20 protein-coding genes and 1 pseudogene are annotated in these 19,723 nt (G+C 66.3%); 14 read left to right on the top strand and 7 right to left on the bottom strand.

The genetic code is table 11. The annotated features are described in order from the left end of the window. Positions 1–77: 77 nt before the first annotated feature. The gene (locus tag BM394_RS00595; RefSeq protein WP_092972687.1) at positions 78–1,370 is read left to right on the top strand and encodes an alpha-hydroxy-acid oxidizing protein; all 1,293 of its coding nucleotides are present in this window, start codon (positions 78–80) and stop codon (positions 1,368–1,370) included. Between the two features lie 63 nt (positions 1,371–1,433). Here BM394_RS00595 and BM394_RS00590 read toward each other — a convergent pair whose 3' ends face one another. Next, positions 1,434–1,700, bottom strand: coding sequence for a DUF3040 domain-containing protein (locus BM394_RS00590; protein ID WP_092972685.1), 267 nt, complete (start codon positions 1,698–1,700; stop codon positions 1,434–1,436). 305 nt (positions 1,701–2,005) lie between these two features. Between BM394_RS00590 and BM394_RS00585 the strand changes: the two genes are divergently transcribed. Next, positions 2,006–2,440 (top strand): DUF7144 family membrane protein, encoded by a 435-nt coding sequence (locus tag BM394_RS00585; protein WP_092973571.1) that lies wholly within the window; start codon positions 2,006–2,008, stop codon positions 2,438–2,440. 234 nt (positions 2,441–2,674) lie between these two features. Then, on the top strand, positions 2,675–2,944 hold the full coding sequence (locus BM394_RS00580) for a DUF1876 domain-containing protein (RefSeq protein ID WP_092973570.1): 270 nt from the start codon (positions 2,675–2,677) through the stop codon (positions 2,942–2,944). A gap of 175 nt (positions 2,945–3,119) precedes the next feature. Here BM394_RS00580 and BM394_RS00575 read toward each other — a convergent pair whose 3' ends face one another. From BM394_RS00575 to BM394_RS00565, 3 genes and pseudogenes are all read right to left on the bottom strand, one after another. After that, complete coding sequence (locus BM394_RS00575) at positions 3,120–4,025, bottom strand: universal stress protein (RefSeq protein ID WP_092972683.1); 906 nt, start codon at positions 4,023–4,025, stop codon at positions 3,120–3,122. A 218-nt stretch (positions 4,026–4,243) separates the two neighbouring features. After that, positions 4,244–4,680, bottom strand: a pseudogene (locus BM394_RS23860) (universal stress protein). Positions 4,681–4,754: 74 nt separating this feature from the next. After that, complete coding sequence (locus BM394_RS00565) at positions 4,755–5,207, bottom strand: universal stress protein (RefSeq protein WP_092972681.1); 453 nt, start codon at positions 5,205–5,207, stop codon at positions 4,755–4,757. Positions 5,208–5,486: 279 nt separating this feature from the next. Between BM394_RS00565 and BM394_RS00560 the strand changes: the two genes are divergently transcribed. Together BM394_RS00560 and BM394_RS00555 are read left to right on the top strand one after the other, a co-directional pair. After that, complete coding sequence (locus tag BM394_RS00560) at positions 5,487–6,920, top strand: endoglycoceramidase I (RefSeq protein ID WP_092972679.1); 1,434 nt, start codon at positions 5,487–5,489, stop codon at positions 6,918–6,920. A gap of 153 nt (positions 6,921–7,073) precedes the next feature. After that, positions 7,074–7,955, top strand: coding sequence for a universal stress protein (locus tag BM394_RS00555; RefSeq protein ID WP_092972677.1), 882 nt, complete (start codon positions 7,074–7,076; stop codon positions 7,953–7,955). Between the two features lie 51 nt (positions 7,956–8,006). Here the strand turns inward: BM394_RS00555 and BM394_RS00550 are convergent, their stop codons facing one another. Continuing rightward, positions 8,007–8,432, bottom strand: coding sequence for a pyridoxamine 5'-phosphate oxidase family protein (locus BM394_RS00550; protein ID WP_092972675.1), 426 nt, complete (start codon positions 8,430–8,432; stop codon positions 8,007–8,009). A gap of 170 nt (positions 8,433–8,602) precedes the next feature. Between BM394_RS00550 and BM394_RS00545 the strand changes: the two genes are divergently transcribed. The 3 genes from BM394_RS00545 to BM394_RS00535 are packed head-to-tail and all read left to right on the top strand — an operon-like array spanning position 8,603 to position 10,756. After that, the gene (locus BM394_RS00545; RefSeq protein WP_092972673.1) at positions 8,603–9,493 is read left to right on the top strand and encodes a universal stress protein; all 891 of its coding nucleotides are present in this window, start codon (positions 8,603–8,605) and stop codon (positions 9,491–9,493) included. A 36-nt stretch (positions 9,494–9,529) separates the two neighbouring features. After that, positions 9,530–10,135, top strand: a complete 606-nt coding sequence (locus BM394_RS00540; protein ID WP_175529899.1) for an Rv1733c family protein — start codon at positions 9,530–9,532, stop codon at positions 10,133–10,135. Between the two features lie 27 nt (positions 10,136–10,162). Continuing rightward, a complete protein-coding gene (locus BM394_RS00535; protein ID WP_245779882.1) occupies positions 10,163–10,756 on the top strand; it encodes a CBS domain-containing protein in 594 nt (197 codons plus the stop codon). A 50-nt stretch (positions 10,757–10,806) separates the two neighbouring features. Here the strand turns inward: BM394_RS00535 and BM394_RS00530 are convergent, their stop codons facing one another. Both BM394_RS00530 and BM394_RS00525 read right to left on the bottom strand, forming a co-directional pair. Next, on the bottom strand, positions 10,807–12,558 hold the full coding sequence (locus BM394_RS00530; RefSeq protein ID WP_092972669.1) for a sensor histidine kinase: 1,752 nt from the start codon (positions 12,556–12,558) through the stop codon (positions 10,807–10,809). Positions 12,559–12,673: 115 nt separating this feature from the next. Further along, positions 12,674–13,321 (bottom strand): response regulator, encoded by a 648-nt coding sequence (locus BM394_RS00525; RefSeq protein ID WP_092972667.1) that lies wholly within the window; start codon positions 13,319–13,321, stop codon positions 12,674–12,676. A 711-nt stretch (positions 13,322–14,032) separates the two neighbouring features. On the opposite strand from BM394_RS00525, the gene BM394_RS00520 reads away from it, so the two are divergent. From BM394_RS00520 to BM394_RS00495, 6 genes are all read left to right on the top strand, one after another. After that, the gene (locus BM394_RS00520; RefSeq protein WP_165400782.1) at positions 14,033–14,323 is read left to right on the top strand and encodes a WhiB family transcriptional regulator; all 291 of its coding nucleotides are present in this window, start codon (positions 14,033–14,035) and stop codon (positions 14,321–14,323) included. A 334-nt stretch (positions 14,324–14,657) separates the two neighbouring features. Beyond that, complete coding sequence (locus BM394_RS00515) at positions 14,658–15,668, top strand: iron-siderophore ABC transporter substrate-binding protein (protein ID WP_245779881.1); 1,011 nt, start codon at positions 14,658–14,660, stop codon at positions 15,666–15,668. Positions 15,669–15,798: 130 nt separating this feature from the next. Next, a complete protein-coding gene (locus BM394_RS00510) occupies positions 15,799–16,737 on the top strand; it encodes a quinone oxidoreductase family protein (protein ID WP_092972663.1) in 939 nt (312 codons plus the stop codon). Positions 16,738–17,034: 297 nt separating this feature from the next. Further along, on the top strand, positions 17,035–17,442 hold the full coding sequence (locus BM394_RS00505; protein WP_092972661.1) for a cold-shock protein: 408 nt from the start codon (positions 17,035–17,037) through the stop codon (positions 17,440–17,442). 302 nt (positions 17,443–17,744) lie between these two features. Beyond that, a complete protein-coding gene (locus BM394_RS00500) occupies positions 17,745–18,005 on the top strand; it encodes a DUF3040 domain-containing protein (protein ID WP_092926488.1) in 261 nt (86 codons plus the stop codon). 211 nt (positions 18,006–18,216) lie between these two features. Beyond that, entirely contained in the window at positions 18,217–19,722 is a 1,506-nt protein-coding gene (locus tag BM394_RS00495) for an SDR family oxidoreductase (RefSeq protein ID WP_092972659.1), read from the top strand. Position 19,723 lies beyond the last annotated feature (1 nt).

The following is a 19,723-nucleotide window of genomic DNA, read 5'->3' as shown; positions in this document are numbered from 1 at the left end:
GGGACGACCGCGGCGCGGCTATCTTCTGCGGTACCCGGAACAGGGGTCGGTTGGCTGAACGGCTTTGAGGGAAACACATGTCACTGGCGGACAACATCGGCAACATCGGCCGCGCTATCCAGACGCGCATATACCGAGAGGGGGTTTACGGCCGCAAACCCCGGGTCCCGGTCGATCCGCGACGCCTGAGCCTGGCCGCCCGTTCGGCGATTTCGCGACGGGCCTGGAACTATCTGCAGGGCTCGGCCGGAACGGAAAGTACCGCCGCGGCCAACAGGACCGCGTTCGAGCGCCACCGGATCGTCCCCAGCATGCTTCGTGACGTTTCCAGCAGGAATCTCGGAATCGAGCTGTTCGGCCGTGCGGTGCCCGCACCGTTGTTCCTCTCGCCCATCGGGGTGCTGGAACTCGTCCATCGGCACGGTGACCTCGCGGTCGCCCGTGCGGCCGCATCCACCGGTGTTCCCGTGACGCTGTCCACCCAGGCCTCCTACTCGATGGAGCGAGTGGCCGAGGTCGCCCCGGACGCAGTCCGCTGGTTCCAGCTGTACTGGAGCAGTGACGACGACCTCGTCACCAGCATGCTCCGCCGTGCCGAGGAGTCGGGCTGCGAGGCCATCGTGATCACACTGGACACGCACGTTCTCGGCTGGCGCCCCCGCGACCTCGACGCGGGTTTCCTGCCGTTCGCACACGGTCAGGGCATCGCGCAGTACACCGCTGACCCCGTGTTCGCCTCCCTGGTACGACGACGTGCCGAGCGTCCGGCGAGTTCCCCCGCTCCCACTCCCACACCGCAGGCGCTGCGGGCGTTGTGGTCGATGAGCCGCAATCACCCCGGCTCACTGCTGGCCAACCTGCGCTCGCCGTACCCGCGAGCGGCGGTCGAGACGTTCCTGGACGTGTTCTCCCGGTCCTCGCTGACCTGGGCCGAGCTCGACTTCGTCCGGCAACGGACCAACCTGCCGATCGTGTTGAAGGGGCTGCAGCACGTCGAGGACGCGCGGCGTGCCCTCGACGCCGGCGTGGACGGCATCCTCGTGTCCAATCACGGTGGCCGTCAGATCGACGGCGCTCTCGGGGCGCTGGACGCCTTGCCCGGCATCGTGGCCGAAGTCGACGACCGGATCCCCGTGCTGTTCGACAGCGGGATCCGCACCGGCGCGGACGCGTGCAAGGCTCTGGCGCTCGGCGCGACCGCGGCGGGCATCGGCAGGCCCTATGCCTACGGGCTGGCCGCGGGAGGTGCCGAGGGGGTACGAACCGTGCTCGAACACCTGGTGGCAGAGCTCGATATCACCATGGCGCTGGCAGGAATCGCCGAACCGGCCGAGCTGGAGCCGGGGCTGCTGCGGCCGGTTCACGGCTGACCCCAGCGAGCGGGCCCTGCCTTTGAACCGGGCCACACCGGTTTCGGGCCGGGCCGCACCGGTTCAAACGGCACGCATCGTCCAGTCGTACAGCCCGATCATCACGGTCGCGAGCGCGACCCCGAGGAAGAAGCCCGCTCCTTCACCGAGCACCAGGCACAGCAGCGCGCACGCGTAGGAGAAGACGATTATCCCCGTCCGGAGGTTGAACCGCAGGCCGCGAGACCGACGGGAACCCTCGTTGCTCATGAGTTCGGCCAGGTGGGGGTCGTCACCGCTGAGCTGGTGCTCGATCTCGTCCAGCCTGCGCCGTTCGTACCGATCGAGCATGGCCCACCTCCCAGGCCGTGGTGTCGTCACCGCAAGCATCCTCGTGGCCGGTGGCGCTTCCGAAGGGTCTTATGTCATTCGTTCCCGGTTGACGAGGTCACGACACGCCGTTGACGTCTTCGCATACCAGCGGTCGTGCGGCGCCGCTCCCACGGGACCTTGTGCCCTATGGGGCGCGGTGTGCCCTGCCTAGGCTGAACTCGTCGATCGGCCCGATTCCGTTGTTCGTGATCAACGGTGTTCAGCCGGTGCCGCTCGACGAAACGGATCCGAATCGTCGGCTACGTTTGATGGGGTGTTGGCAGATGGCACACGCCGAGCACGGGACCGGAGTCCCGGTCGACCGTTCCAACGGAGCCCTGGCCAGCGGTGTGGAGATGTTCGCCAGCGTGCTGATGGTGATCATCGGGCTTTTCCACGTCGTCGTCGGCCTCACGGCACTGCTGCGGAGTTCGTTCTACGTGGTTGCCGGGGGTTATTTCTTCGGTGCCAACATCACGACCTGGGGATGGGTGCACGTGGCGCTGGGCCTGCTGGTCGGAGCCACCGGTGCGGCGCTGCTGTCGCAACAGCGCTGGGCGCGCGTCACCGGTATCGTGATCGTCGCGTTGAGCGCGCTGGGCAATTTCATGTTCGTCCCGATCCAGCCGTTGTGGTCGGTACTGATCATCGCGGTGGATGTGGTGGTGATCTGGGCGCTGGCCACCCAGCTGCGCGGGCTTCCGGCAGTGCGTGAGTAATATTCGCAAAAATTGGTGCGGTCTTTCCGCCAACAACTCGATCACTTGTGGTGATAACGGTGTGCCCACCATCATGGGGACACCTGGCAGCCGCACGAATGTGAGCCCGATGATTCCCGTCCGGACAATGTCGGCGATTCGGATGCGAGATCCGTACAGCATCGGGACCCGTACAGCACCGGACGGGCTCGAAAGAAGCGGTTCCGAGTGCTCGTGGGCGAAGAGGAGAAAATCATGATCGCCACAGAGGAATGGTCGGTGACGATTTTCATCGACGAACGCGAGGACCGAACACACGCCGAGGCCAGACTGCACCGGCAGCACCAGCCGGAGGTCCGGGCCAACGGCCTGGCCCGCCGCAATCCGCACGACAGCAACATTCCGCGGATCGGCGCCGAACTCGCCGCCTCGCGTGCGCTGTCACAGCTGGCGCACCAGTTGCTCGACGATTCCATCGCCGACGTCGAGCAGTCCACCGGTGAACCGGCCTACTTCCACACCTAGTGACGCGGCGGGGCTTGCTCCGTTCGGTTTCCGCGGATGCTCGGACGGTGGGCCCCACCGGCTCCGGCCGGGAGCGGAGCACACGGGGAGTGACGTTCTCGAGGGAGAACGCGGTGACTCGGGGTGCCGTTCGACCGCACCCATTGCCGTCAGCGCACCGGTGCCCGGGCGAACGTCAGTGGACCACGGCCACCGGGCACTGTGCGTAGTGTGCGACGGCGTAGCTGACCGAGCCGAGCAGGCTCGATCTGATCGGTCCCCTGCCGTGGCTGCCCACGACCAACAGATCGGCCTGCTCCGAGGCGGAGAACAACGCGTCCGCGGCTCCCTCGTTGGTCACCACCTCGCTCCGCAGCACGACATCCGGATAATTCTCACGTTGTCCGGCCACTGATTCCGAAAGCACCCGTTGACAGGTCTCGTGCGCCTCTTCCCAGTTGAGTTTGCGCCGTGCGGAGACGGACAGGGCGTACTTGCGGATCTCGTTCCACGCCAACAGGGCGATCAGTTCAGCGTCGTGGCGGAAGGCGAACTCGTAGGCGAACTCGATGGCACGTTGGCTGCCTCGGGAACCGTCGACACCCACCACCACTCTGGTGAACTCGGTGGGGCTATTGGTGATCCGTTCGTTCTCCCGCTCGCCCCGCACCACCACCACGGGAAGCTCGGCGGTGCGAACCAGTTCGGCAGAGGTGGAGCCGAGCAGCACACGCCAGGGCTGTGTCTGCTCCGGGGGCCCCAGCACCAACATCTCGGCTCCCTCCGCGGCCTCGCCGAGAATCTTGGCCGGGTGCCCCATCCGCATCGAGGTTTCCATCTCCAGCCGCGGAAGTTCCGCACGACACTCGGCCACCATGGCCCGGAGTTCGTTCTCCGATTCGGTGCGCAGCGGTTCGGACTCCACTGCCTCACTGGGCAGGTGTATGCGGGTGATCTGTTCCAACGGTACGGGGATAGCGCGGACGATCAGCAGCGCCCGCTGTCTGCTGGCCGCTTCGAAAGCCGCCCACCGCACCGTCTGCCGTGAGTGTTCGAGTTCGTCGAATCCGACGACGACCTTGCCGGTCCGCTCCGCGCTCATCGCTGCCAACCCTTCCAATTCGCCCGCGGCGACGATTCATGTCCAGGCCATGATGTCGTTTCACGAGCGATCGAGCAGTCCCATTCGTCGTGAACGGGCATCCGAACTCCCCGAACGTGCGTGAGTGAACCCGCTGCTCGATATCCGGTCTTCCGGGGTTGAGGATCCGCGAGAGGTCCACCGAGCGAACGTGACGGACAACCGCGTCAACAGGGCCACTATTCGCTGCGCTCGCGTACCACGACCACCGGACACGGCGCGTGGTGCACGCAGTGTTGACCGACCGAGCCCAGCAACGCTCCGGCGAAACCGCCGTGCCCCGGCTGCCCACGACCAGCAGATCGGCGTCCTCAGCCGCGTCCAGCAGGGCTCGCGCGGGAATTCCCCGCACCACTCGTTGCTGTATCCCGACATCGACTCCGAGCTGGTTGACGGCGTCGGCGACCGCCCGCGACAACTGCCGTTCGGCCCGCTGGTCGAAGTCCTCTTCCGGGATCGGAGCGCCCAAACCGTAGTAGGTCGGATGTGCCCAGGCGATCAACGCGGTGACCTCCGCTCCGCTGTTGGAGGCATAACGCAGTGCCCAGGACAGCGCTTCCGCGGCGCCCGCGGATCCGTCCACCCCGACGACCACTCGTTCCTGTTCGGTACTCATCGGTTCCCTCCCGTGTTTTCGACCGGTTCGTAGCTGGCCAGGAGCGGAAGCGGTTGCCGTGGATTCCTCGTGCCTCATCCGGAGCCATCGTGCTGCTCAGCCCGTACGACCACGACCGGTGTGCGGGCATGGGCCACGCAGTGCTGGCTGACCGATCCCAGCAACGCTCCGGTGAGACCGCCGTGACCGCTGTTGCCCACGACGATCAGTGCGGCCGCCGTCTCGTTCGCCACGTCCAGCAGCGCGCTGGCCGGATGGCCCTGGACCACCTCGCGGTGCGGGACAACGGATGCCTCGTCGCCGACGGTCTCCGCGAGCACGGTGTTGAGGGTCCGTGCCGCGTCCTTGTCGAGATCCGCACCGTTCGGTACTTCCCAACCGTAGATCGGTGGGTAGTCCCAGGCGATCACGGCCGTTATTTCCCCGCCGGTGAGTTCGGCCTGCCGAAACGCCCAGCGGAGTGCCGCTTTCGAGGCCGGTGAGCCGTCGATCCCGACAGTGATCCGATAGGTGGTCTCCCCAGTCATCGCACCCCTCCACCGCCACGGTCCCCCGACCGGAGCGAGGTCGCATTTCGCCCATGCCGAGCCGCCACGGAGTCGCGGGCCGCCAACGGCCCGCCCTGTGGTGTCCCCGCGGTGGTTCGCTTACGGTGCCGGCGGCATCGTCCAGCACCGCCTCGGTGGACTCCGCGGTCGGGGCCGGTCTGCCGCCGATCCGGTGAAATCGTCGCCGTTGAGTCGCCATAAGTGAAATTCATTCATATAGTTTCGGGCATCACTGACGCCGAAACTCGGGGAGAGGCCATGCGGCGACTGATTCCGACGCTGCTCGCGATGACCACGGCGGTGGGGCTGCTCAGTGGTGTTCCCGGACACGCCGAATCCGAGGACACGTCGGAGATCCAGAGCGGACTGCGGGTTTCCGGGCGCTGGCTGGTCGACGAGCACGGCCGCAGGATGCTGCTGCACGGTGTGAACAACGTGGACAAGACCGCGCCCTACGTGCGACCGGGCGACGGTTTCACGGTCACCGCTCGCGACGCCGAACTCCTCGCCGGACACGGTTTCAACACCGTCCGGCTCGGTGTCTCGTTCGACGGCCTGATGCCACGACGCGGTGATGTCGACGAGGCCTATCTGGACCGGGTGGCCCGGGTTGTCGACACCCTGGGCGAGGAGGGAATACACGTCCTGCTCGACAACCACCAGGACGGGCTCGGCCCCGACTGGGGCGGAAACGGATTTCCCGACTGGGCGGTGGAAACCGAGCCGTTTCCGGGAGAACCGAATCCGGGTTTTCCGCTGTACTACCTGATGCCCAGCATGAACAAGGCGTGGAGCGAGGTGTGGAGCAACAGCGACGGGGCCATCGATTATCTCGGTGACGCGTTGGCCGCGTTGGCCGAACGCGTCTCCGACGAACCGGCGGTGCTCGGCATCGAACTGCTGAACGAGCCGTGGCCCGGTGCCGCGTTCCCGAGCTGCTTCCCGGCCGGTTGCCCGGCCTTCGACCGCAGGTACCAGGAGGTGCACGAGAAGCTGACCGCCCGGATCCGTCGGGCTGATCCGGACGTTCCGGTGTTCTGGGAACCCAACGCCACCTGGAACCAGCTGATGCCCACCCACATGGCCGAGCCACCACTGACACCCCGGATAGCCGCGGAGCAGGTGGTGTTCTCGTTCCACGACTACTGCATAGCCAGCCAAGCCGCCATCTACCTGGGGCTGCCCGAACAGTTGGTCGGAGTGTGCTCCGCACAGCACGATACGACCTGGAAAAACGCGGACTCGTTCGTCGAACGCGCGAACGTGCCCGCCATGGTCACCGAGTTCGGCGACAGCGATCCGCGGGTGCTGGCCAACACGCTGGAACGGGCCGACAGCAGGTTCGTGGGTTGGCACTACTGGCACTACGAGAGCATCTTCGGGCCCGATCCCGGGGAGGACCCCTTCCGCTCCGAGATAGGGGACCAACTGGTCCGAACTTATCCGCAGGCCACGGCGGGGACACCCGAGTCGATGCGTTTCGACGCCACCACGGGGCAGTTCGACTACACCTATCGCCCCGATCCGACGATCCCGAAGCCCACCGAGATCTACGTCTCGGACCGGCACTACGAATCGGGCTACTCGGTAACGGTGCGCGGCGGGCGGATCACCTCCGAACCGGGCGCCCGAACGTTGACGGTCGAGGCCACCGGCACCGAGACCGTACGGGTGCGGATCCGGGACAGCTGATCCCTCTCCCGCCTGATCCCTCCCGCCCCGGCGAGCCGTGTCGAGCACCGTTCCGGACGCCGGTGCCCAGGACCGAGGCCCGAAACCTCCGAAACGTGTCGGGAGGCTCGCTCGGCGCGGGCGATCTGTGCGCTGTTGCCCGACCATCCGGGTATGGCCACTTCGCGCAACGGCAGGATCGTCGTGGGAACCGACGGCTCGGACTCGGCGGTGCGGGCCGCGCTGTGGGCCGCCGACGAAGCGCGACGTCGCTCGGCCGTACTGCGGCTGGTGCACGGGTACGCGATGCCGGAACGGGGATATCCACGCTTTCTCGTTCCGATGCGTGCCCTGCGCAACGGACTCCGCGCCCAGGCGCGGACAGCACTGCACACCACGAGCGAAGCCGTGCGCGCTGCCGTACCCGGCATCGAGGTCGAGACCCGCGTAATCGAGGCTCCCCCGACCGTGGCGCTGTTGCGGGAGTCCCACGGCGCCCTGCTGACCGTCGTCGGTTCGCGCGGACTCGGGGGATTCAGCGGGATGCTGGTCGGTTCGGTGGCGATGGCATTGGTGGGGCACTCGCGCGTTCCCACAGTGGTGGTACGGGACGAGCACTCGCGCGATCCGGCACACCGCTCCCTACCCGTCGTGGTCGGTGTGGACGGTTCCCCCGCCGGCTCGGCCGCCGTGGCGTTCGCCTTCCGGGACGCCTCGGCTCGCGGGGTGGCGCTGACCGCCGTGCACGTCGGCAAGGACGATCACTCATCGCCTTCCGGAACCGAATCGGACCGCGCGCTGCTTTCCGAGCGGACCGCCGGATGGCAGGAGGACTATCCCGACGTGCCGCTGGAACAGCTCGTCATCACCGGACACGTCGTACGCACCCTGATCGAGGTTGCCTCTCGAGCCCAGCTGCTCGTGGTGGGTAACCGGGGGAACGGGGGATTCCACGGGATGTTGCTCGGCTCGACCAGCCGTTCCCTCGTCGTGCACGCCCCCTGCCCACTGGCAGTGGTCGGCGCCGAGAGCGCTACCGGCACACCCACCGCCTAGTGGAACTCCGTCTGCCGCGGCGACGGCACACCGGACCGCGGGTGGGTGGCACTAGCCGGTGGCTTCGCTGGTCACGTGCGGCAGTGCCAGCCGTCGTCCGGTTACCATCTCGAACGGTATCCGCAGGAAGTAGTCCCGCAGCGGCACCCAGGAAGACTTGGCCGGATCAGCCAGTGTGACCAGCTGATCGATGTCACGGACCCGTTCGGCGCGTCCGTGGACTATCACGCTCCACCCCGACCGGGTCGCCAGATCGATGTGATCGGCCTCGAAGGCCACCACGTTCCCGTTGAGCTTGGACAGGCTGCCCTCCCTGCCGGTGCGAATCACCACGCTCGCGCCGTCCACCACGAAGTTCACGGGCCGGATCGCGGGCAGAGCCTCGTCGGTGAACACAACTCGACCCACCTGCGCGGAGGACAGCAGCACGATGCTCTCTCGCGTGGTCAGGGAGCGAAGCTCGTTGTGTGTGTTCATCGTGGGGATCCCGGTGGTAATCGTCGGATTCGTAACGCCAACGGTCCACCAACTCCCCGTGGCATCACAGGGCACAAAGTCATCCGGGGCTGTCTTCGCGTGGCGAGTCATCCGTGGTCGCCGTGCGCGAATGCCACCGGCCGGTCATGCTCGGTTCGGATGGAGGGATTATGAGTCCGGCCGGTGTACCGAGCAGGACCGTGTTGGTGGGTGTCGACGGTTCCGATGCCGCCACCGAGGCGGTGCGCTGGGCCGCCTCGGTGGCTTCGTGGCACCACTCCCGGCTGTTGGTGATGCACGTGTTTCGCCCCGTAGCGGCGGGCAACCGGCAGGAGGAGCACGTCGGGGCCGGGACATCGCACGATGCCGAACACATTCTCTCGTTCGCGGCCTCGGCGGCCGACGAGATCGCCACCGACCTACCGGTGTCCACCCGAAGCGTGCACGGGCGAGCGGTGCCCGCACTGCTGGCGGAGACACAACACGCGGACCTGCTCGTGCTGGGTGCTTCCGGACGTGGCGGATTCACCGGGATGCTGATCGGCTCGACCGCGGCAGCGGTGCTCAGCAGGGCCGCTTGCCCGGTCGTGGTAGTACGTTCCCGGCTCGGGGAGGAGCACTTCCCGGTCGAAGGGCCGGTGGTGGTCGGTATCGACGGAAGCCCCATCAGCGAACGAGCCCTGGCCGCCGCGTTCGAATACGCGGCACACTGGCGCACCGCACTGGTGGCGGTGCACGCCTGGAGCGATGTCGAGTACGACGCGTCGGCGAGTTCCGACGGCACAGACGAGTCCTACGCCGAAGGCGGGGAGAGGTTGTTGGCCGAGCGTCTCGCGGGGTGGCGGCAGCGCTATCCCGACGTGACCGTGCGGCGCGTGGTCGGAAGGGACCGTCCTCGACAGCAGTTGTTGCGCGGTTCCGAGACGGCTCGTCTCGTGGTGCTCGGAAGTCGCGGTCGCGGCGGTTTTCGTGGACTGCTGCTCGGTTCCACCAGCCAGGCGTTGATCGAGCATTCCCACTGTCCGGTACTGGTGATACGTCCTCGGCAGGAGGAGTGGTGACCGGAAGTCACGGATACCCCGAGAGAGGCGGTGACCATGGGGGAGTGTCTCCTGCGGTTGCGTCGGTTGCTGCTGCCGGGCGCCAACCCACTGGCCAGGACCTCCGACCGGATCGAAGGAAGAGTGCTGACTCTCGTGCTGCTGCTGCCGCTGGTTGCCACACCGTTCGCGGTGGCCAGCGGTGCACAGACCTACGGGGAACAGCTCGGGGCGGCGCGTAGTCAGACACGGGAACGGCAACAGGTCACCGCGGTGCTGCTGGACAACGCGGGTCCGCCACCGGCAGCGGTACGCGCCGGTGCCCGCGCCAGGGCCGAGGTGCGCGCCACCTGGCAGGCTCCCGACGGTTCCGCCCGTACCGGCATGGTGGCGGCCCCTGCCGGTTCCCCCGAGCGTAGCCGGGTACGTATCTGGACGGATCCCAGTGGTCGTTCCGTCCCACCCCCGATGACCTCGGCCGCGGCGGTTCGCGAGGCGACGGCGGCAGCGGCCACGCTGTGGCTGACCGTGCTGTTCGGCGCCGTGGGTGGATTCTGGTTGTTCCGACGGTGCCTGGATCGTCTCCGCCGGTGTAGCTGGCAACGCGAGTGGGAACACTTCGAACGCCACTGGAGTGGCTATCGGGACAGCGGTGAGGAGTGAGGAGCGGAGATGCGCGTAAGAGACGTGATGAGCGAGGTACCCGTCACGGTGCGTACCGACACGCCGGTCAAGACGGCCGCCGCGTTACTGGTCGAGCACGGACTCACCGCACTGCCGGTGCTCGACGCTGAGGACTACCCGCTCGGCACGGTGACCGAGCTCGATCTCGTACGGGATCGCTTCCCGCGTGATCCGCGTTATTCCAACGAGGACCGGGAGCGGCTCGCGCCTCCGGAAACGGTGGGAGAACTGATCTCGACCCGCATAACCGGTATCGAACCCGAAACCGATGTGACCGATCTGGTCAAGGTGCTGCTTGAGGAACGCGTGCGCAGCGTGGCGGTGATCGACGAGCGGCGACTCGTCGGTATGATCACCGGCCGGGACCTGGTTCGCACTCTCGCCAGGGACGACGATCTGTTGGCCCGCGACATCCGCTACCGGCTCTCCTTCATAGGTGGCCCCCGGCGATGGAGCATTCGGGTCTCCGGCGGTGTGGCGGTCATCGTCGACGAGTTCGACAGTCCGGAGGACCGACACGTCGCCCGCGTGCTGGCCGAGAGCGTGCCCGGGGTGTTGCGCGCCACGTGCAGCGCGGCCGAGTCGACGGCGACGGGATGAGGAGTCGTCGTTTCCGGAAGTCCGCGCACCGCCCGGTTCGTTGCCGGCCGTCACGAATTCGGACGGGGCAGTGGTGCCGACCAGTTCAACCTGGTGCCTCCTCCGGGCAGCGGTGTCGTCTCCATCGTTCCCTCCGCCCGTCGTGCCCGTTGTTCGAGGTTGTCCAGGCCACTACGCGTGATACCGGTCGGTATTCCCGCACCGTCGTCGACGACGGTGACGGTCAGCTCGTCGGTGACCGAGACGGTCACCGACACGCTGTTCGCGTCGGCGTGCCGGACGGTGTTGCTCAGCGCTTCCCGGATCACGGCCTCGGCCTGTTCGGCCAGCTTGTCGGGGATCGCGCTGAGCGGACCGGTCATGCGCACCTTCGCTTCCAGCTCGGTTTCGGCGATCGACTCCGAGACGAGCTCGTTCACTCGGGTACGGAGCTCGGAGCCGTGGCGCGCGCTGTTGCGCAGATCGAAGATCGTGTCGCGTATGTCGTTGACCACCTGCTGTAGCTCCGCGGTGGTCGTGCTCAGCCGTTGTCCCACTTCGTGATCGGTGACGAGTCCCTGCGTGTTCCGCAGGGACAGCCCGATGGCGAAAAGTCGCTGGATCACGTGGTCGTGCAGATCACGCGCTATCCGGTCCCGGTCGCCGAGTATTTCCAGTTCGCGCAGCCGGTGTTGGTCGTCCGCCAGTCGGAGGGCCAGTGCCGCCTGGTCCGTGAATCCGGCCACCAACCTGAGCTGCTCGGCGTCGAAGGAAGTGGCTCTCGGATTCCGAGCCACTACGAGCACTCCCGAAACCGTTTCGGGACTGGAGCGCAGCGGCAGAATGAGTGACGGACCGAAAGCCCCCGCGTCATCGCCCAGATCGAGCCTGTTCACCTGTCGGGGAACCCGGTCGCGGAAAACCGCTCCACAGGTCGAGGCGGTCACCGGGAGGTCCCTGCCCACCAGTCCGCTGCCCAATGATCCGATCGAGACCGAGACCGAGAGCCTGTCGACCTCCTCGGGAGGGAGATCGGGGTCTTGTGGCAAGGCCAGCAACGTGCGGTCGGCGTGGCTGATCTCGTGCGCCCGATTCGCGATCAGGTCAAGCACCTCGGCGGGATCGGTGGCCGCCAGCAACGCGGCACGGATCTCACTCGTCGCCTCCTGCCAGCGTTGCCGCAATCGGGCCCGCTCGTAGAGCCGCGCGTTCTCCACCGCGATTCCCGCCGCGGCGGCGAGGGCACGAACCATCGTCTCGTCGGCCTCGGTGAAGGCATCACCACCGACCTTTTCGGTGAGATAGAGATTGCCGAACACTTTGTCACGCAGCCGGATCGGCACACCGAGAAAGCTCCGCATCCGAGGATGACTCGCCGGGAAACCCACCGATTGGGGATGCCGCGACAGTTCCGTCAGCCGCACCGGCTCGGGGTGATCGATCAGCAGTCCCAGCAGTCCCCTTCCACGGGGCAGCTCGCCGATCCGGTGGCGGGTCTCTTCGTCGATACCCTCGTATATGAACTCCGCCAGCCCGTCACCGTCCGGATTCAGTACCCCCAGTGCGCCGTACTTCGCTCCCACGACCCCCGTAGCCGCCTGGACGATCCGCCGGAGTGTCGTGTCCAGTTCCAGCTCGGAGGAAACCGCCAGTATCGCTTCCAGCAGCACGTCCGCCCTGTCGCCGGCACCGTTGTCCCGTTCGATGAGCTCCCAAACACCGCGTAGAAGTTCCTGTGAACCGGACTGCGACTGCGCGTTTCGTGTTTCGTGGGGAAGCGGAAAATCGCCGGGTCCTCCGTGTGGCGATTCACTGCCCGACACGTTTCCACCATGCCACCGGTCGCGACACCCTGCCACTCTCACGTTCCGTGGTCGGCAGCGTTGAAACGCCACGCTATCGCCCGAACCGCGTGAAGCGAGCCGCTGGCACGGGCCCTCAGCGCGGAGTCCGTCGTTGGTCGCGCAATCGGGTGGCCAGCACGGCCGCCTGAGTACGACGCTGCAGTCCCAGTTTGGTCAACAGGCGGGAGACGTAGTTCTTGACCGTCTTCTCGGCCAGGTACATGCGTTGCGCGATCTGACGGTTGGTCAGTCCCTCCCCGATGAGGTCCAGCAGGATCCGTTCGCGCTCGGACAGCTGGGGGAGCTCCTCCGAGCCACCCCCGCCACTCCGCAGTTGGCTCAACAGCGTTCTCGTCGCCCTGCTGTCGAGTATCGAATGCCCCGCCCCCACCCGGTGCACGGCCGAGAGCAGTTCGAATCCCTGCACGTCCTTGATGACGTAACCACCGGCTCCGGCCAGAATCGCCTGCAGCATCGCTTCTTCGTCGGTGAACGAAGTCAGCATCAAACAGTTCAACCCGGGAACTTTGGAACGCAGTTCCCGGCACAGTTCAACCCCGTTGCCGTCGGGAAGCCGCACGTCCAGCACCGCCAAATCGGGCCGCAGGGCCGGGGCGCGAGCCAGCGCTCGTGCGACAGTGGCCGCTTCACCGACCACTTTCAGTTCCGGGTCCGATTCCAGCAGATCCGCGACCCCACGACGGACGACTTCGTGGTTGTCGACCAGGAACACCGTGATCATGCGATATCACCCCAACGATTTGGCGATCACCGGTGTACGGCGGAGCCCAATGATGTGTAGGATGCAGTCGATCAGTTTCGTGCGGGTGAGCGTTCGTACGGTTGATTGGCAGCCCCGCCATTGGTACGCCCCGCTGTCGCGGGTTGCTCCGCAGTGAGTAGCACGCGGCTGTGGTTACCACTCTGCGGGGGAGACTGGGGCCAGTCAAGGTTTGAGCTCGCTAAACGCGGTGCTGGTCAAACAAGGCAAACGTGGCTACCGTGGTAATTCGGCCGTGACGCCGGAAGCTTGTGGTCCGGTGAGTGTGATCGCGTTGTCGGTCCCGGGGTAATCACGGTGGATGCGGCGGCAACAACAGAAGGGCGCTACCGCGTTATTTCGCGGTGCGACGGCGCGCGCGTTTTCCCGAGATCCTCGGATCGACGGTAAACATGTGCTGCGCGGCGGCCGGTTTTTCCGCTCGACGAGGTTTCTCGTGCGATCGGGCGGGGCGTTGTGAGCCGACACACGCGGCCGGAACGGAACTGTCGCCGTTTCCGCGACGTTGCGGGTGAGGTTGGTCGCCATCCTCGTGACGTCGACGTGAACGGCACGTAGCGTCCGTGCGGCCTTTTCACAGCCACGGCTTGCGCTCATGCGTGGGCATGACTCCCGAACAGATCAACCAGGCAGGCACACGACCGCGCCCGAGAAGAGAGGAGGCGCCACATGATGGACAACACGAATACCGATTGGCAGCACCGCGCGAGCTGCCGCGACGAGGATCCGGAACTGTTCTTCCCGGTATCCGAGGTGGGGCCGGGCGCGCAGCAGGTGCAGCAGGCCAAGAAAATATGCGCCCAGTGCCCGGTCAGCTCCGAGTGCCTCGCTTACGCGCAGCGTACCGGACTGGATTTCGGCATTTTCGGTGGGATGACTCCGGAGGAGCGTCGTGAGTCGGGACGCCGTGCTCGTGGTGCGGCGAGGGTCGCCGATTCCCGCGAGTCCGCCGCTCGTCGGTGATTCGCGGAAAGTCGACGAGGACGGACTCGAACATACCTCCCGCGTCATGCCGCTGCCTCGTTCTTTCCGGATGTTTCGATCGTGACCAAGGCGTTTTCCGCCTTTCCCGGCACGGCTGCGGCTCGCCGGGGTAGCAGGCGGGGAGATTTCGCGTCGGATATCCGGGTGGGCCGTCTCGTCGTGACACTTCCGTGGGCGATGAACACCTCGAGTGATCGGCTCCGCTGCCGCTGATCCCGTTCGCTAGGTTAGGCTAACCTTCGCACCGGTTGGGTGTGGTCGGGCTCGGCCCGGCCACACCGCCACCATCGGCCGCTACAGCGGGAGGACAGGGTTGCGGAGCAGACTCGGAGACGTACGCCGTCTCGGCGGTTTACTGAGCGTGTTGTTGTTGGCCACCGCGCTTTCGGCATGTGGCCAGGGGGGATCCTCGGGTGAGTCCACGGGGGAAGCCACCGACAACGCGGCTTTCCCGGTCACCGTCTCGACCAAGTTCGGCGAGGTCACCGTGCCGGAGAAACCCGAGCGGGTGGTCGCACTCGGTTGGTCGGACGCGGAGACCGCACTGGATCTGGGCGTTCAACCGGTCGGGGTCAGCGACTGGCTCGATTTCGGCGGAAACGGGGTGGGCCCCTGGGCGGCGGGAGAGTTCACCGAATCCCCCGAGATGCTGGGAACCAACGAGGTCGACTACGAGAAGGTCGCCTCGCTCGAACCCGACCTCATCCTCAACACCCGGTCGGACGGATCCGGGGAAAAACACCAAACGCTGTCGAAGATCGCGCCGACGATCGCCCCTCCCGCTGACACCGTTCCGTACGGCACCAGTTGGCGCCAGCAACTCGACCTGGTTTCCAAAGCGCTGGGCAAGCCCGATGCCGGGCAGGCCCGTATCGCCGAGGTGGAGCGGGCGTTCTCCGAAACGCTGTCCCAGCACCCCCGGCTACAGGACAAGACGGTCGGGGTGGGGGCCTACTACGGCAGCAACCAGTACGGGGCTTATCTCACCGGCGACTCCCGGGTTCGTTTCATGCGAGAGCTTGGGATGACGAACAAACCCGAGATCGACGAGCTGGGCTCCGGCAGCTTCTACGTCGACATCTCCCGGGAACGGCTCGACGTGCTCAGCGCCGATCTGACAGTGGTTTTCGCGATCAACGGTAGTCCGCGGCAACTGCGGCAGGATCAACTGTTGAACCGGACTTCCGCCGCGCGGGAGGATCGCCTCGTCATTCTGGACGACCCCGAGGTCGTCAATGCCTTCTCCAGCGGTTCCGCCAGTGGCATGGAGTACGCGCTGCAACAGGTCGCTCCGGTCTTCGCCGAGCACGTGGCCGACTCCTGAGCCGTTCCCGCCAGTACGTGTTCCTCCCCCGCTGGGTCGCGGCTTTCCCGGGCCGTCGTCGAACACCGACACGGCCGGGGAGAGCCCACCCAGGTGGAAGATTCACGGCGGATGTGCGGTTGTGCGGGGTATGCGAGTTATTGGAGTTACCGAGTTCGGCGGACCCGAGAAGCTGCGTGCCGTGGATGTCGCGCAGCCGAAACCCGAGGAGAGCGAGGTCAGGATTCGGGTGCACGCCGCGGCGGTGAACCCTACCGACACCGTGCTGCGCGCGGGCGGTCATCGCACAGCGGGGCTGGAACCGCCCTACATACCGGGTATGGACGCTGCCGGAGTGATCAGCGCGGTCGGGCCCGGCGTGACCACTCGGCAACCCGGGGACCGCGTCATGGCCGTAGTGGTCCCCGTGGATGAGCGGGGCGGTGCCTACGCCGACGAGATCGTGGTTCCCGAGGATTCCGTGGCGGCCATCCCGGAGGGAGTCGATTTCGCCGCAGCCGCCACACTGCCGATGAACGGGTTGACCGCTCATCTGGCGCTGGAGCAACTCGACCTGGCCGAGGGCGAGACCCTGGCCGTCACGGGGGCCGCGGGTGCTTTCGGCGGCTATGTCATTCAGTTGGCCAAGGACCGCGGGTTGTACGTGATCGCCGATGCGTCAACGGCCGACGAGCAGCTGGTACGTGATCTCGGTGCGGACGCGGTGGTACGCCGTGGTGCGGATGTGGCCGAGCGAATTCGTGACCTGGTGCCCGAGGGCGTGGCAGGAGTGGCCGACGGAGCGGTGCTCGACGGTGAGGTGGCCCCGGCCATCCGCGACGGTGGTGGTCTCGCCGTGGTGCGCGGCTGGAGCGGCGATCCCGGACGTGACATCCGTGTGCACCGGGTGCTCGTGGTCCATGCCGCCCGGGACCACGCCGCGCTGGACCTGTTGCGCGCGAAGGTCGAGAGCGGCGTGCTCAGCCTTCGAGTCGCGAGCGTCCTACCGGCGGAGCGGGCCGACGAGGCCCATCGCAGGCTGGAAGGTGGTGGAGTGCGGGGACGTCTCGTACTCGACTTCGAATCCTGAACGAGCCCCGTTCGACGAACGACCGGACGCGTCCAGAGCGTCCGGTCGTTCGTCGAGTTGTCGCTGATACATTACCGACCGGGATTCACCGGGTACCGAGAGCTCGAGTCCGCCCATCCGGAACAGCTCGGTGGCCGACCGGGACGTGGCAGCTGGATCAAAGTCCGATCGGGTCATCGAGCACGAGCTGGGAAGTACCACGGGCGAGTCCGTCGGCTTTCACACCGTGTGTGGTGTGACGGCTCGGAATGTTTCAGCGGGATCCCGCACGCTGTTCAGAGTTGATGAAACGAGGTAATGGGTATCAAGGGTGAGGTGATCCGGTTCGACAGTTCCCGGGGCTTCGGGTTCGTGTCGCCGGAAAGTGGTGGTGAGGATGTTTTCGTCCACGTCAACGACCTGTTGGTGGACGAGGGGTTGATTTCTCCGGGCACAACCGTCGAGTTCAACGTCGAGGACGGCGAACGCGGACTGAAGGCTTCGGACGTTCGCCTTGCCGGTGGCGCCCGATCCGCCGGCGGCTCCGGTGGGAGGCCATCGGCCGATTCGGAGGGGGACTCCGACGTCCTCTCGCCCGATGAGTTGTCCGCCGAGATAACCGAGGCACTGCTGGGTGCGATTCCCACGATGACGGGTGGTCAGATTCTGCAGGCTCGGCAACGGCTGCTCAAACTGGCCGAAGAACACGGTTGGGTCGGACGGTGACGAGCGACGAGTCCTGCCGTGACTCCCTGCCGTTCGAACCTTCGTACGTGTCGGTTCGTGTGGCCGGCACGTAGTTGCCGGGACGAGCCTTCTCCCGCCGGATGCCCGGGCCGGCCCGCGCGTCCGGCGGGAGATCTCCTCGCGTGAGTACCTCGGTAAACCGGGAGGACGAACCGCCAGTCCGGAGTGGGAAATTTTCGAGATTTCTCCTGTTGCGAGGGCTGGTCGTTCACCCCCGTCCGGTGTGACACTACTTACCCCGGAGGACGGCAACGCGGACAGGCAGGTACGGGAGGTTGCCGATGTTGGGCAAGTACGAACGTCGCAGCCTGGAAGAGATCGAGAACCGGCTGAGCCAGGAAGATCCCGAGTTGGCACGTGGACTGGCACAGGGGAAACCGAAAACCATTCGGCGCAGGTTTCCGCCGTTGCTCGTGCTGGCCGCCGTCGTGATGATGCTTTCGGTGACCCTGCTCGTACTCGCCGAGTTCGGATCGGCCGTGCTCGCCGCTGTGCTGGCGGGTGGAGTATCGGCCTTCTGGTACTGGCGCGGCCGTTCCTGACCAGACTTCTTCGATCCGGGCGGCGAGCGTCGTTGGCGCGCGGTGCCTTCTCGGTGGGAACGGATTTGTTCTCGGTGTTTTCGCGCCTTCTGCCGTGCGATCGGCCGGCACGAATCACGACGAAATCCTCTCCGGTTCCGCGGGAACCCACTGGTGCCCGTCAACCTGGAACGGGAATGCGTGAACCATTTTCCCTTGTCATCATGTCGACATGCTGTGCCTGGTAACCGGTGCCACGGGATACATCGGCGGTCGACTCGTGCCGCGTCTGTTGGCCGATGGTCATCGAGTCCGCTGTCTCGTGCGCGATCCGGACAAGCTCCGCGACGTCCCCTGGGCCGACCAGATCGAGGTCGTTCGTGGTGACGTGCTGGATCCTGGCAGCATGCGCGCCGCCTGCCACGGTGTTGACGTGCTCTATTACCTGGTGCACTCGATGTCCGGAACCGGTTTCGCCGAACGCGACCGCCGGGGCGCTTCGGAAACCAGTCGAGTGGCCGCGGAAGCCGGCGTCTCACGGATCGTGTACCTCGGTGGTCTGCACCCGGCCGACCGGAGCGAACTCTCCGAACACCTCGGTTCGCGTGTCGAGGTCGGAGACATCTTTCTCTCGGGCCCCGTACCCGCCGTCGTGCTGCAGGCCGCTGTCGTACTGGGCTCCGGATCGGCGAGTTTCGAGATGCTGCGTTACCTCACCGAACGGCTACCGGTGATGGTCACCCCGCGATGGGTACGAAATCGCGTTCAGCCCATCGCGATTCGGGATCTGCTGCACTACCTGGTTCGTGCCGCCGAGATTCCGGAGTCGCTCAATCGGACCTTCGACATCGGTGGACCGGAGGTACTCACCTACGAACGGATGATGCGGCGCTACGCGGCGGTCGCGGGACTGCCGCGCCGCGTGATGCTGCCGGTGAGCGTGCTTTCACCCAGGCTGAGCTCGCACTGGATCAACATAGTCACTCCCGTACCCAAATCGATCGGAGCTCCGCTGATCGACTCGTTGGTGCACGAGGCGGTGTGTACCGAACACGACATCGACGACTACGTCGCCGGACCCGAGCAGGGACTGCTCTCGTACGAACAGGCCGTGCGCCTGGCTCTGGCCCGGGTTCGTGGCGGACAGGTCGACACCCGCTGGTCCGATGCCTCCGGGAACAACCCTTCGGATCCGTTGCCCTCCGATCCGCGGTGGGCGGGTGGGAGTGCTTATCGCGATGTTCGGGTCCGTCGGACATCGGCAGCACCGGAGACGGTCTGGCGAGTCGTCGAAAGCATCGGAGGGAGCAACGGTTGGTACTCCATGCCGTTGGCATGGGCGGCACGAGGCTGGGTCGATCGTCTCGCGGGAGGCGTGGGACTCCGGAGAGGACGTCGTGACGCGCACGAACTCCGAACCGGCGACGCGCTGGACTGGTGGCGAGTGGAGCAACTCGACGACGGCAGGCTGCTGCGGTTGCGTGCCGAGATGAAGCTACCCGGACGTGCCTGGCTCGAACTGGGTGTCCATCCGGACACGGGCTCGGGATCCGTGTACCGCCAGCGGGCCGTGTTCGTGCCCCGAGGTCTGTCCGGCCATCTCTACTGGTGGGCCGTAGCCCCGTTCCACGGGGCCGTTTTCGGTGGCATGGCACGCAACATCGTTCGCGAGGCGGAGCAGTCGGCCGGGAGGCACCGTGCCGCGACGGGTTCTTCCGAGGATCACGGGCCCGGATGAG

It is taken from the genome of Actinopolyspora lacussalsi subsp. righensis (assembly GCF_900116555.1).
GTDB lineage: Bacteria > Actinomycetota > Actinomycetes > Mycobacteriales > Pseudonocardiaceae > Actinopolyspora > Actinopolyspora lacussalsi.
This window is presented reverse-complemented; position numbering and strand designations above follow the sequence as displayed.